The organism is Amycolatopsis sp. DG1A-15b, from assembly GCF_030285645.1.
Classification (GTDB): Bacteria; Actinomycetota; Actinomycetes; order Mycobacteriales; family Pseudonocardiaceae; genus Amycolatopsis.
Map to the genome: position 1 here is coordinate 1,360,970 of NZ_CP127296.1, position 12,812 is coordinate 1,373,781.

The following is a 12,812-nucleotide window of genomic DNA, read 5'->3' on the forward strand; positions in this document are numbered from 1 at the left end:
GGTCACGACCGCGCCCGCCGCCACACCGCCAGTGCCGTCGCGGCCAAGGCACTCCCCGCTGCGGCGACAGCACCGTGGTGCCGGCTCGCCCACAGCTGCACGCTCCTCGGCGTCGCCTTGGCGTCGAACCGGCCGTGCGCACCGAAGTCCCGCTCGCGATCCGCCGGCGACCACAGGTTCTCCGGCTGGTCCGCGGGCTTCTTCGCCCCCGTCTGCTGGGACCGGTAGCCGGTCCGGGCGAGGTACCGGTCGAGCACACCCGGCGCGACGGCGTTCGCGATCAACGTTCCGACGGTGCTCCCGCCGACCCAGTACTCGCGGCGACGCGGGTGCTCGGCCGCGTGCAACACCGCGCGCGCCGCCACCTCCGGCTGGTAGATCGGCGGCACCGGCTGGGCCTGGTGCGGCAGCTTGGACCGGACCCACGAGAACTGCGGCGTGTTCACCGCCGGCATCTGGACCATCGTCGTGCGGACGTGGCTGCCGTCGTGCAGCAGCTCGCAGCGCAACGCCTCGTTGAACCCCTGGATCGCGTGCTTCGCCCCGCAATACGCGCTCTGCAACGGGATGCCGCGGTACGCCAGCGCCGAACCCACCTGCACGATCGTGCCGCGGTCGCGGGGCTTCATCCGGTGCAGGGCGGCCATCGTGCCGTGGACGTAGCCGAGGTAGCTCACGTCGGTGACGCGGCGGAACTCGTCCGGCTCGATCTCGGCGAACGGCGCGAACACCGACGTGAACGCCACGTTCACCCACACGTCGATCGGACCCAGCTCCTTCTCGGCCCGGGAAGCGGCCGCGTCGACCTGGCCGAAGTCGGCGACGTCGGCGGGGATCGCGAGGGCCGTCCCGCCGGCGCGGGTGACGTCTTCCGCGGCGGCTTCGAGGCCTTCCTTCCCCCGCGCCAGCAGGGCCACCCGGGCCTGCCGGGCCCCGAACGCCCGCGCGACCGCGCGGCCGATACCGCCGCTGGCCCCGGTCACGACCACGACCTGGTTCATGATTGCCTCCGTTCTCCGGTGCGGGCCGCGCGGGCCCAAGCGGCCGCGACCACCGCGTTCGCCAGTGCCGCGGCCCGCCACCGGCGGGACACCACGGCCAGTCCGAGCATGCTGGCGCTGTGCGCCGCGTCGAGCGTCCAGCCCCGGCGGGCCATCAGGCCGTCCGGCCGCCGCAGCACGGCCGTGGCCTGGGCCAGGTGCCGGATCCCCAACGCCAGCGCCACTTTCCGCGGGATCGGCAGCCGGCGCGAAGCGACCAGGATCCCGCCGCCCCACACCGCCCGCGCCGCCGCGACCCCGCGCGTCACCGGACCCTCCGCGCCACGGCGGCACCCGAGGCCGCGACCCCGACCGCCGCGGCGCCGGCCCGCTCGATCGTCGTCACCGGGTCTTCCCGGGCAGGAATTCCTGCAGCTTCGTCTTGACTCCTTGCGCCACGAGGTGGAACGCGTCGGGGTCGCCCTTCAGCACCGCCTGGGCGGCCGACTTCACCTGCTCGAACGTGGCGTGCGGCGGGATCGGCGGCACGTCCGGGTCGCAGCGGACGTCCAGCACCGCCGGTTTGCCCGCGGTGAGCGCGGTGTCCCAGGCCGAAGCGAGCTGGTCCGGCTTGTCGACCGTGACGGCTGACAGCCCGAGGGACAGCGCGAACCCGGCGTAGTCGACGTCCGGCAGGCTCTGGGACTCCTCGAACTTCGGGGCGCCGCCCATCGCGCGCAGCTCCCAGGTGACCTGGTTGAGGTCGTTGTTGTGGAAGACGCAGATCACGCAGGTCGGGTCAATCCACAGGGTGTGGTAGCGGGCGATGGTGATCAGCTCGGCGAGGCCGTTCATCTGCATGGCGCCGTCGCCGACGAGGGCGATCACCGGCCGGTCGGGGTGGGCGAACTTGGCGCCGATGGCGTACGGCACGCCCGGGCCCATCGTGGCCAGGGTGCCCGACAGCGACCCGCGCATGTCCCCGCGCATGCGGAGGTTGCGGGCGTACCAGTTGGTGGAGGAACCGGAGTCCGCGGTGACGATGGCGTTCTCCGGGATCCGCTTCGACAGCTCGGAGACGATCGCCATCGGGTTCACCGGGTCGGCGTCGACGGCGGCTTCCTTTTCGACGGTCTCCCACCAGGAGGCGACGTTCTTCTCGATCGTCTCGCGCCACGCCCGGTCCGGCTTGCTCGTCAGCTTCGGCAGCAGCGCGCGCAGCGTGGCCGCGCTGTCGCCGACGAGGTTGACCTCGGTCGGGTAGCGCATCCCGATCAGCCGGCCGTCCAGGTCGATCTGCACCGCGCGCGCCTGGCCGAAGTCCGGCAGGAACTGGCTGTACGGGAAGTTCGAGCCGACGATCAGCAGCGTGTCGCAGTCGCGCATCAGCTCGTAGCTCGGGCGGGTGCCGAGCAGCCCGATCGAGCCGGTCACCCACGGCAGGTCGTCGGGCAGGACGTCCTTGCCCAGCAACGCCTTGGCGACGCCCGCGCCGGTGATCTCGGCGACCTCGCGGACCTCCTCGGCCGCGCCGCGGGCCCCTTGCCCCACGAGGATGGCGACCTTCTCACCGGCGTTGAGCACCTCGGCCGCCGCGGCGATGTCGGCCTCGGGCGGGACCGGCCGGGGCCAGGACGTGCTCGGCGGGCTGGAGGGCACCTGCTTGAACGCGTGCTGCGGCGGGGAGTACTCCTCCTCCTGCAGATCCGCGGGGATGATCAGGGCGGTCGGGCAGCGGGACGACTCGGCCGTCCGGATCGCCCGGTCGAGGGCGTTCGGCAGCTGCTCGGCGACGTTGACCTCGACGAGGTATTCGCTCGCCACGTCCTTGTAGAGCGCCTGCAGGTCGACTTCCTGCTGGTAGCTGCCGCCCATCGCGCTGCGTGCGGTCTGCCCGACGATCGCGACCACCGGGACGTGGTCGAGCTTGGCGTCGTAGAGCCCGTTGAGCAGGTGGATCGCGCCCGGGCCGGAGGTGGCCATGCAGACACCGACGTTGCCGCTGAACTTCGCGTAGCCGACCGCGGACAAGGCGGCCATCTCCTCGTGCCGGGCCTGGACGAACCGCGGCTGGTTGTCCGCTTTGCCGAACGAGGCGACGAGGCCGTTGATCCCGTCGCCGGGATAGGCGAAAACCTGCTCGACACCCCACTCGCGCAAGCGCTGGAGCAGGTAGTCACCGACTGTCTGGCTCATGAGTACTCCCTTTGGCGTGCGGTGCCGCTTCGGTGAGCGCCTCGTGCACCCGGCGGGCCACGACGGCGGGCCGGGGCCGCGCCGGTTCGGGCCACCGGACCAGGACCGCGGGCTCTTCCGCGCCGTCCGGTTCCACGGCCAGGCACCACCCGCCGCCGTCGGTCCACGACAGCATCAGCAACCGGCCCGCGTGCCGGTCGGCCAGCGCGATGTAGGCGGTGGACGGGCTGCCGTGTTCACTCCACGACGCGGCCGGTTCGACGCGCAGCAGCTCGGCGACGGTTTCGACGTAGTCGCGCAGGGCCGTGGCCTCGACGTGCCCGGGATCCGGTTTCACCGGCGCGGACGCCTCCTTTCGTGGTCACCGTCGGCGCTCACGAAATCGCTGTACCCGCTTTCCCCGGCTATCATACTTGCGTGACGCAAACGTGGCAGGAGCAGGACGGCGCCGACGCGGCTTTGGCGGCGTTGCGGGCGATGGTGCTGATCGCCGACTCGACCGTCGAGCGGAACACCGAGCAGCTGACGCTGACCCAGTTCCGCGCGCTGCGGGTGGTGGTCGACCGGACCCCGGTCACCATGGGCCGGGTGGCGCGCGAGCTGGCGATGAACCCGTCGTCGGTCACCCGGGCGTGTGACCGGCTGGTCGCGCTGAACCTGCTGGAAAAGGCCCCCAATCCGCTGAATCGGCGCGAAACGCTGCTCGCCCCGACCGGGCCGGGGCGGCAGCTCGTGGACCGCGTCGACCGCGATCGCCGCCGGGTACTGGCGGGCGTGCTGAGCAGGCTCGATCCGGTGACGCGGACGGCCGCGATCGCCGCCTTCGAGCGGTTCGCCGGGGCGGTCGAAGCGGACGAATCGGATTCCCGCTCACTTTTGCGTCGCGCAAACTAAAAGCCGCGGAACGAAGTTTGCCCGCGGGCATCCCGGGTATCCCCGCCCGGCCGAGTCGTGATCGGAGGTTGTTGCGGTGGGCAAGCGCGACGGAGTCACCGAGCCCTGGGGACCAGAACGCCCTACGGCCCGGGGGAACCGTGGCCGGTGCGGGTGGACAGCCGCCTCGCCGACGGGCTGCGCCCGGACGACGTCGACCGCTGGGTCCGCAGCGCTGCGGTGCTGCACTCGAACGGCGACGGGTTCGACATCGCGGTGAAGGACGGCCGGATCGCCGGGGTCCGCGGCCGCGCCGACGACCGCGTCAACCACGGCCGCCTCGACCCGAAGGACCTCTTCGGCTGGCAGGCCAACTCCTCGCCCGACCGCCTGACCACGCCGCTGGTGCGCAAGAACGGCGAGCTCGTCGAGGCGAGCTGGGACGAGGCGATGGACCTGGTCGTTTCGCGTAGCAAGGAGCTCTTCGACGCCCACGGGCCCGGCGCGCTCGGCTTCTACACCAGCGGCCAGCTGTTCGCCGAGGAGTACTACACGCTCGCCGCGATCGCCCGCGGCGGGCTGGGCACCAACCACCTCGACGGCAACACCCGGCTCTGCACGGCGACCGCGGCCGCGGCGCTGAAGGAGTCCTTCGGCTGCGACGGCCAGCCGGCGTCCTACGCGGACGTCGACCACGCCGACGTCATCGCCCTCTTCGGGCACAACATGGCCGAAACGCAGGCCGTCCTGTGGTCGCGCGTGCTCGACCGGCTCGCCGGGCCGACCCCGCCCGCGGTGCTGTGCGTCGACCCGCGGGACACCCCGGTCGCCCGGGCGGCGACGCTGCACCTGGCGCCGCTGCCCGGGACCAACGTGGCGCTGATGAACGGGCTGCTGCACGAGATCATCGAGCACGGGTGGGTCGATCGCGAGTACGTCGACCGCTGCACGGTGGGCTACGACGACCTCGCGGCGATGGTCGCGGACTACCCGCCCGAGCGCGCCGCGCGGATCTGCGGGGTCGATGCCGGGCAGCTCCGCGAAGCCGCCCGGCTGCTCGGCTCGGCGGAGCGGCTGCTGTGCACGGTGCTGCAGGGCTTCTACCAGTCGCACCAGGCGTCCGCGGCCGCGGTGCAGGTCAACAACCTCGTGCTGCTGCGCGGCATGCTGGGCCGGCCCGGTGCCGGCGTGCTGCAGATGAACGGCCAGCCCACCGCGGAGAACACCCGCGAATGCGGCGCCGACGGCGACCTGACGGGCTTCCGGAACTGGGCCGACAACGCGCACGTGGCCGAGCTGGCGTCGCTGTGGAACGTCGACACCGCCAAGATCCCGCACTACGGTCCGCCGACGCACCTCATGCAGATGCTGCGCTACGCCGAAACCGGCACCCTGCGGTTCCTGTGGGTGTCGGCCACCAACCCGGCCGTGTCGCTGCCCGAGCTGCACCGCATCCGGTCCATCCTGGACTCCTCGCGGTTGTTCCTGGTCGTGCAGGACGCGTTCCGCACCGAGACCACCGAATTCGCCGACGTCGTGCTGCCCGCGGCGATCTGGGGCGAGAAGACCGGCACGTTCACCAACGCCGACCGCACGGTGCACCTGTCGGAGAAGGCGGTCGACCCGCCTGGGCAGGCGCGTCCCGACCTGGACATCTTCCTCGACTACGCGCGGCGGATGGACTTCCGCGGCAACGACGGCGAACCGTTCCCGCAGTGGCACGACGCCGAATCGGCGTTCGAGGCGTGGAAGCGCGCGTCGGCGGGGCGGCCGTGCGACTACAGCGGCTTGAGTTACGCGAAACTGCGTGAGGTCAGCGGTGTCCAGTGGCCGTGCACTTCGGACAGTCCGGACGGCACAGAGCGGCTGTACGCCGACGGGAAGTTTTTCGCCCAGCCCGGCTATTGCGAGAGCTACGGCCGCGACCTCGTCACCGGGGCGCCCCTGGAACCTGCCGAGTACCGGGCGATGAACCCGGATGGCAAGGCCATGCTCAAGGCCGCCGAGTACGTGCCACCGCACGAAGCGCCGAGCGAGGACCACCCGTTCTTCCTGATCAACGGCCGGACGATCCACCACTTCCACACCCGCACGAAAACCGGCCGGGCACCGGAGCTGCGCGCGGCCGCGCCGGAGGTGTGGCTCGAGGTGTCCGAACGCGACGCGGCGGCCGACGGGCTGGCCGAAGGCGACCTCGCGGAGGTCTCGACACCCCGCGGGGCGGTCCGCGCCCGGGTCCGCGTCGGCGGCACCCGCGACGGCGTGGTGTTCCTGCCGTTCCACTACGGCTACTGGGACGTCGAGCACCCGGCGGGCAAGGACGGCGACCGCGCGGCCAACGAGCTGACGTTCACCGACTGGGACCCGGTGTCCAAGCAGCCGCTGTTCAAGACGGCCGCGGCCGCGCTGCGGAAGGTCGCCGCCGTCGCGGCGCCGCGGCCCGAACCGGTGCCCGCGGCCGTCGACGAGGAGGTCGTCCGATGAAGCTCGGACTGGTGCTGCGCGAACTGCACCGAGCGGAGACGGCGCTGGCCAAGGACCTGCTGAAGACGTCCGACCGGCACCACGCGGAACACGAGGTCCACCACGTCGCCCGCGACCTGGCGGCCTGGTCGGCGGCGCACGTGCGGGACATCGCCCGCGCCGGCCGGGCCTACGACCTGGACCTCGGCGAGGACGTCCCCGGTCCCGGCCCGCTGGAGCCGTTGCGGACGGCACTGTCGGAGCTGAGCGGCCGCCGTCCGGAGCCGGGCCTGCTCCTGCTCGCGGACCTGCGCCGCCTCCACCGCCGCGCGGCGGGCGTGTCCCTCGACTGGGAGCTGCTCGCCCAGAGCGCCCAGGCGGCGAAGGACACCGGGCTGCTCGAGCTGGCGACCCGCTGCCACCCGCAGACGCTGCGGCAGCTGAAGTGGACGAACGCGATGCTCAAGGTGCTGTCCCCGCAGATCCTGACCAGCTAGGTTGCCCGTCCGCGACGGGGGTAATGCGTGATCATGCTGCCCACGGTGACGGATCTGGCCGAGCTGACCAGGCTGTTCGAGGCGGAACGCGGCGACGACCTGTACGTCCGCTGGTCCCGCGGCCCGGAGCGTTCGCTGCGGCTGTGGCTCGCGCGCCGCCTCTACGTCTACGAGCACCTGCGGGACCTGCGCGGGCCGGGGGTACAGCCCTGGGTCCTGCGCGGCCGCGAGATCGCCCGCGGCCCGGACAACGAGCCGCTCGTGGTGGCGGTGGAGCCGTTGGCGTGGGTGGCGGACGAGCAGGGGTCGCGCGAGTGGGGGCCGATGGACCGGCGCGGTGCGCGCTGAGGGGTCACCGCCCGGGTGCGTCGCGGCCTCGCAGCAGGAACGCCAGGGGGTTGTCGCCGAGGCGCTCGATGTCCCGCCGGCGCACGACCGTGCTGACCGCGGTCATGCCGACACCCCAGACGGCGACCACCACGACCACCGAGGGCGCCGGGAGGACCCGGCCCAGGTGGGCGAGGTTCACCGTCACGACGAGCGAAGTGATCCGGGCCGCCCGCTGGTACCAGCGGGCGTGGGCACCCGCGAAGACCCGGGTGCCGGCGATGTAGACCGCCAGGCCCGCGGTGAGGAGCCAGCCCGCCGCGGGCGGCGGGGACTCGTGCAGCGAGAGGTCCACCCCGGCCGCCATCAACAGCAGCGCGAACGCCGGCGGGAGGTGCCCGCCGGCGTACAGCGAATAGGCCACCGCGGGGTGGCCGCCGGAGAGGCCGAGCATGCGCTCGGAGATCTCCGCGGCCGAGGTGAAGTACATCCACCACAACGCGCCGGCGAGCACCAGCCCGCCGACCGTGGCCGACCAGTAGGCGACGTCGTCGGCGGGGCGTTCGAGCGCGGCGGTGCCGACCGTGATCACGAGCTCGCCGAGCAGCAGGATCATGAACAGCCCGAAGCGTTCGGCGAGGTGAGCGGAGTCGACCGCCAGGTTGGGGTCGCGGGGCCGGTCGAGCATGTCCCGCAGCCGCGTCTCCCGCGTCGGCCGCTCCCGCGGCTTACCGCGGCGTCGCCGGCGCCGGTCGCCGAGCAGCAGGAACCCCGCCTCCTGCACCAGCGCGAACGCCCAGAGCCACCAGCTGGAGGGGAGCACGGCCGAGACCGCGAACATGACCGCGGAAGCGGCGTAGCCGGTGCTGATCCGGCGCTGGTCGAGCCCGGGCCGGGCCGGCCACCGGTGGGCGGCCGCCAAGACCACGCGGACGCCGGCCATCGCCCCCGCGAAGATCGCGGGGTGACCCTCGAAGACGTGGTGCACCTGGGTGGCGGCGATGGCGCACGGGATGGTGCCGGCGAGCACGAAGAGCCGGTCCGCCGCGCGGTGGTCGTCCCCGCGGCGGTTGTAGAGGACCGCGAAGCCGATCCACGTCCACCACAGCGTGGCGAAGAGCCCCAGCGCACCGGCGACGCGCGCCCAGTGCGGATCGGCCACGATGCTGTGCGCCACCTGGCCCACCGCGAACACGAAGACCAGGTCGAAGTACAGCTCCACCCAGCCGACCCGCTTGCCCTGCGTGGCGGCGTCTTCGTCCACATCGGTCATTGCGGGGATTCTGCCGCACCCGGCGTCCGGGGCTCCCACCCGGGAAGGGTGGGAATTAATAACACACCATTCGGGCAAGGGCCGAATTCGCGCCCGGCGGCTGCTGTGGGTATTTCTGCCGCCAGTGCGGACGCCGCGCTCTTTCGGCGTCCAGTACCTCCTGGAGCTGGGTGAACGCGCTTGAACGTTGTGCAAGCAGCGACCGTCGGAACACTATGCGTCAACGGCGGAAGCAATTCGATCCCGGCATTCCGAAACGCCGCTGCGCAGGGTTGACAAGCACGCCGGGCGTGATGTTCGCTGCTGGTCGGTTCGATCAACGCCACGTCGTCCCCGGTGCGGGAGCCGGGTTCCGGAGTCCCTCCGCCGGCGTTCGTGATCGGCACTGGGGCCCCCTCGTCCTGTCCGAGTTCGACATCAGCCGTGCGCGCGGCTGGGAATCGAGCGATTCCGCCATGCACGAAAGCAGATCCACGCTCCGCCGTCCGGTGGACGCCGCGTGGTGGCCGGCGCACTGGAGCGTCCGCACCAAGATCAGCGTCGTCCTGCTGCTGCCGGTGCTGGTCGCGGTGGCGCTCGCGGAAGTCCGGATCCAGGGCGAACTCGACCGGGCGACCGCGCTCAGCGCGGCCCGCGACCGGCTGCCGGTGCTGCACGACACGATCGACCTGACCGCCTCGCTGGGTGCGGAAATGGTGGCCGCGGTCGCGGTCCCGGCGGGCGCGCCGGACACGTTGACCACGGCCGTCGACGCGAAGGTGGCCGCGGTCCAGCGCGACACCGGTTTCGCGCCGCTGCCGGGCGACACCGGCCGGGCGCTGAACACCACGCTGGGCAAGCTCGCCGGAATCCGCGCGGTCGGCGCCGGCGGGGGCGACGTCCGCACGAAAGCCGCCGGCTACAACGACATCATCGCCACCCTCGGCGACCTGGTGCCCGCCTTCGTCCCGGCCGACGCCGGCGCCGAAACCGCGGCGGGCGCCGAAACCGCCCGGCTGCTGGTGCACCTGCGGGCCGAGCTGGCCACCGAGGAGACCTACGCGCGGGCGGCCCGGAACAGCCCGGACGACGCTTCGCTGCGCCCGGCCGTCGTGCAGACCGCGGCCGAGCAGGAGGTGCTCGGCGAGCAGGCCGAACACCAGCTCTCGGGAGCGCTCCTGGCTCGCTTCAAGGCGGCGACGAGTTCCGCCGAGGCCCGCTTCGACGCACTGCAGGAGAGCGGGAACAACGCGCCGCTCGCGTCGTTCGCGCCCTCGATCGCCGCGGAGACGACCGGCGTGACGGCCGTGCTGGACGACGTCGCGGCGAAGCTGGCGGGCGACGTCTCGGCCGCGGCCGACCGGGCCCGCGCGGATTCGCTGCGCGACACGGCCCTGGTGCTCGGTTCGCTGCTCGGCGCGCTCGCGATCGCGCTGCTGGTGGTGCGATCGCTGGTCACGCCGGTGCGCCGGCTGCGCGCGGCCGCCCTGCGCGCGGCGAACGAGCAGCTCCCGGAGACCGTCCGGCAGATCCGTGAAGGCCACGACGTCGACTGGCGCGCGGTGCCCGGCAGCGGCGTCCGGACCGACGAGGAGATCGGGCAGCTGGCGCGCGCGTTCGACGACATGCACCGCCAGGCGGTCCGGCTCGCCGTCGAGCAGGCCGAGCTGCGCAAGCAGGTCAGCGAGATGTTCATGACGCTGTCGCGGCGGAGCCAGTCGCTGGTCGAGCAGCAGCTGTCGATCATCGAAGACCTCGAGGCGGACGAGCAGAACCCGCGCCGGCTCGACGAGCTGTTCCGCATCGACCACATCGCGACCCGGCTGCGCCGCAACGGCGAGAACCTGCACGTCCTGGCGGGCGGCCGCCCGGTCCGCCACGGCCGCGAGCCGGTGCCGACGCGCGACCTGCTGCGCGCGGCGACGTCGGAGGTCAAGGACTACCGCCGGGTGGCGCTGGGCAACGCGCCGCGCAGTTCGGTGCAGCCCGAAGCGGCGGCGGACGTGGTGCACATCCTCGCCGAGCTGCTGGAGAACGCGACGCGCTTTTCGCCGCCGGAGCACAAGGTGGCGCTGACGGCCGACCGCGGCGCCGACGGCGGGCTGCTCATCGAGGTGGTAGACCAGGGGCTGGGCATGACCCCGGCGGAGCTGGCCACGGTGAACGACCGGCTGGCGGCGGCCGGGACGGTCGGCCCCGAGACGACGCGCCGGATGGGACTGTTCGTGGTCGGCAGGCTGGCGGCGCTGCACGGGGTGACGGTGCGGTTGCGGGCAACGGGAGCGGCGGGCCGCCACGCGGGGGTGACGGCGAGCGTCCACGTCCCGGGCGCGCTGGTGCTGGCGGACCTGGCCCGCCCGATCGGCGCGGGCCGCTTGGTGGCGGCGAGCCGCAACGGTCACCCGCGGCCGCCGGTGGTCCCGGCCCAGGCTTCGACGCCGATCTTCGAGCAGGTGGTGACGAGCTGGTTCACCGAGCCACCGGCCAAGCCGGTGATCCGCCGGAACGGAGCAAAGGGCCCGGTCCAGTGGCCGGCAGCGGGAGAGCGGCCGGCGGCCGCAGAGCCGGACGAGAACTCCGCGCCCGAGCCACCCGCGGCACACCGGGCGCCGGCGGACTCGGTGGCCGCGGCGGAATCTGCGGCGGACCGGGTCGCTTCGGTGGAGGCGGGGTGGTCGGGCCGTGCGGAGGCTTCTGCGGGGCAGGGAGCTGTTTCGTCGGAGTCGGTGGATCGGATGGCTTCGGTTGAGCCGGGGTGGTCGGGCCGTCCGGAGGCTTCTGCGGGGCAGGGTGCCGAGTCGGCGGGCCGGATCGCCTCGGTCGAGGCAGGGTGGCCGGGCCGTGCGGAGGCTTCTGCGGCGGAGGGAGCCGTTTCGTCGGAGTCGGCGGGCCGGATCGCTTCGGTCGAGGCGGCGTGGCCGGCCCGCGCGGAGACTTCCGCCGCGCACCGAGCCACGCCGGCGGAACCGGGCGCACTCGCCGAAGTGGCGAGCCGGCCCAACCGGGCCGGAATCTCCGCCGCGCCGGCGCACGCCGCCGATCTCACCGGCCGTCCCGGGCAGACCTCCGTCGGGGACTGGGACACCTCGGCCGACCGCACGCGGCTAGCCGCCGAAAGCGCTCTCAAGCCGCCGGCCGCGCAGAACCTCACCGATGCCGGGCTGCCCACCCGGCGGCCCGGTGCGCAGCTCGCCCCCGGTGCCGTCGTTCCCCGCGGGCGCGAGCAGGCCGGTGGGGCCTTCCGCGACGCCGCCGCCGTGCGCAGCAGTCTTTCGCGCCACTACCAAGGCATGCGCGCCGCCCGGTTGGAGAGCGCCGCGCGTGCCGAACAATCCGGAAAGGACGAAGTGGATCCGCGATGACGGAACTGCACCCCCGGCGGGCCGCCACCGGGCCGGCGGCCCGCTCCCTCAGCGGGACGCTCCCCGCGCCGCCCGCACGGTCCGCGACGCTGAACTGGCTCGTCAACGGGTTCGTCCAGGACGTCTCGGGCGTCGCGCACGCCGTGCTCGTCTCCGCCGACGGCCTGCTCGTGGCGGCCGACGACACCCTGCCCCGGGAACGCGGCGACCAGCTCGCGGCCATCGCGTCCGGCCTGTCCAGCCTGTCGCTCGGCACCGCGGAGCTGTTCACCGCCGGCCGGGTCGTGCAGTCGGTGATCGAGATGGAACAGGGTTTCCTGCTGCTGATGAGCGTCGGCGACGGCTCGAACCTCGTCGTGCTCGCCTCGACCGGCTGCGACATCGGGCTGGTCGGCTACGAGATGACGATGCTGGTCGAGCGGGTGGGGCAGAAGGTCGACGTGCCCGCGCGCGAGATACCGGTGGCCCAGGACCACCGGTGATCGACGACCCGCCCGGGGACGAGCCGCGCCGCAGCCCGGCGCTGGCCCGCCCCTACGCGTGGACCGAAGGCCGGACGGCCCCGTCCGTCGAAATCGCCGTCGAAGCCCTGGTCGAGACCACCGCCGACGGCCGGGCCGAGGCCGTCTACCAGACGTCGAGCGCGCTGGCGGAAGTGCTCGAGCTGTGCGTCCGGCCGCGGTCGCTGATGGAAATCGCCGCGCTGCTGGGCCTGCCGCTCGGCGTGGTCCGCGTGCTCGTGTCGGACCTGATGCAGGACTACCTGGTGATCGTCCGCGACACGCTGTCGGACACGGCCACCTGGGACGAGCGCCACGACCTGATGGAACGCGTGCTGCACGGGCTGCGCGACCTGTAGAGA

The 12,812-nt window shown here is 73.0% G+C and carries 12 protein-coding genes; 7 read left to right on the plus strand and 5 right to left on the minus strand.

Features of this window, described 5'->3' with window-relative positions; all coding sequences use genetic code 11:
- Positions 1-2: 2 nt before the first annotated feature.
- The 4 genes from QRY02_RS06340 to QRY02_RS06355 form a co-directional block, all read right to left on the minus strand.
- On the minus strand, positions 3-1,001 hold the full coding sequence (locus tag QRY02_RS06340) for an SDR family oxidoreductase (protein ID WP_285990559.1): 999 nt from the start codon (positions 999-1,001) through the stop codon (positions 3-5).
- Positions 998-1,309 (minus strand): hypothetical protein, encoded by a 312-nt coding sequence (locus QRY02_RS06345; protein WP_285990560.1) that lies wholly within the window; start codon positions 1,307-1,309, stop codon positions 998-1,000. Before QRY02_RS06345 ends, QRY02_RS06340 begins: the two co-directional genes overlap by 4 nt.
- A gap of 73 nt (positions 1,310-1,382) precedes the next feature.
- Complete coding sequence (locus QRY02_RS06350) at positions 1,383-3,176, minus strand: thiamine pyrophosphate-requiring protein (RefSeq protein ID WP_285990561.1); 1,794 nt, start codon at positions 3,174-3,176, stop codon at positions 1,383-1,385.
- Positions 3,157-3,513, minus strand: a complete 357-nt coding sequence (locus QRY02_RS06355; protein ID WP_285990562.1) for a DUF6292 family protein — start codon at positions 3,511-3,513, stop codon at positions 3,157-3,159. Before QRY02_RS06355 ends, QRY02_RS06350 begins: the two co-directional genes overlap by 20 nt.
- Positions 3,514-3,593: 80 nt before the next feature.
- Between QRY02_RS06355 and QRY02_RS06360 the strand changes: the two genes are divergently transcribed.
- The 4 genes from QRY02_RS06360 (at position 3,594) to QRY02_RS06375 (ending at position 7,357) form a co-directional block, all read left to right on the plus strand.
- On the plus strand, positions 3,594-4,070 hold the full coding sequence (locus QRY02_RS06360; protein WP_285990563.1) for a MarR family winged helix-turn-helix transcriptional regulator: 477 nt from the start codon (positions 3,594-3,596) through the stop codon (positions 4,068-4,070).
- A 147-nt stretch (positions 4,071-4,217) separates the two neighbouring features.
- Positions 4,218-6,533, plus strand: a complete 2,316-nt coding sequence (locus QRY02_RS06365) for a molybdopterin oxidoreductase family protein (RefSeq protein ID WP_285990564.1) — start codon at positions 4,218-4,220, stop codon at positions 6,531-6,533.
- Complete coding sequence (locus QRY02_RS06370) at positions 6,530-7,009, plus strand: hypothetical protein (protein WP_285990565.1); 480 nt, start codon at positions 6,530-6,532, stop codon at positions 7,007-7,009. The genes QRY02_RS06365 and QRY02_RS06370 overlap by 4 nt, the downstream gene beginning before the upstream one ends.
- Before the next feature lie 45 nt (positions 7,010-7,054).
- A complete protein-coding gene (locus QRY02_RS06375) occupies positions 7,055-7,357 on the plus strand; it encodes a DUF6098 family protein (protein WP_285990566.1) in 303 nt (100 codons plus the stop codon).
- Between the two features lie 4 nt (positions 7,358-7,361).
- Here the strand turns inward: QRY02_RS06375 and QRY02_RS06380 are convergent, their stop codons facing one another.
- On the minus strand, positions 7,362-8,609 hold the full coding sequence (locus QRY02_RS06380) for a low temperature requirement protein A (protein WP_285990567.1): 1,248 nt from the start codon (positions 8,607-8,609) through the stop codon (positions 7,362-7,364).
- Between the two features lie 455 nt (positions 8,610-9,064).
- On the opposite strand from QRY02_RS06380, the gene QRY02_RS06385 reads away from it, so the two are divergent.
- Genes QRY02_RS06385 through QRY02_RS06395 form a run of 3 tightly spaced genes read left to right on the plus strand, consistent with a single transcriptional unit; the run spans position 9,065 to position 12,809 of the window.
- Positions 9,065-11,950 carry an ATP-binding protein gene (locus QRY02_RS06385; protein WP_285990568.1) on the plus strand — a complete coding sequence of 962 codons (2,886 nt, stop codon included), beginning with the start codon at positions 9,065-9,067 and terminating at the stop codon, positions 11,948-11,950.
- The gene (locus tag QRY02_RS06390; protein ID WP_285990569.1) at positions 11,947-12,432 is read left to right on the plus strand and encodes a roadblock/LC7 domain-containing protein; all 486 of its coding nucleotides are present in this window, start codon (positions 11,947-11,949) and stop codon (positions 12,430-12,432) included. Before QRY02_RS06385 ends, QRY02_RS06390 begins: the two co-directional genes overlap by 4 nt.
- A complete protein-coding gene (locus QRY02_RS06395) occupies positions 12,429-12,809 on the plus strand; it encodes a DUF742 domain-containing protein (protein ID WP_285990570.1) in 381 nt (126 codons plus the stop codon). Before QRY02_RS06390 ends, QRY02_RS06395 begins: the two co-directional genes overlap by 4 nt.
- The last annotated feature ends 3 nt before the right edge of the window (positions 12,810-12,812 follow it).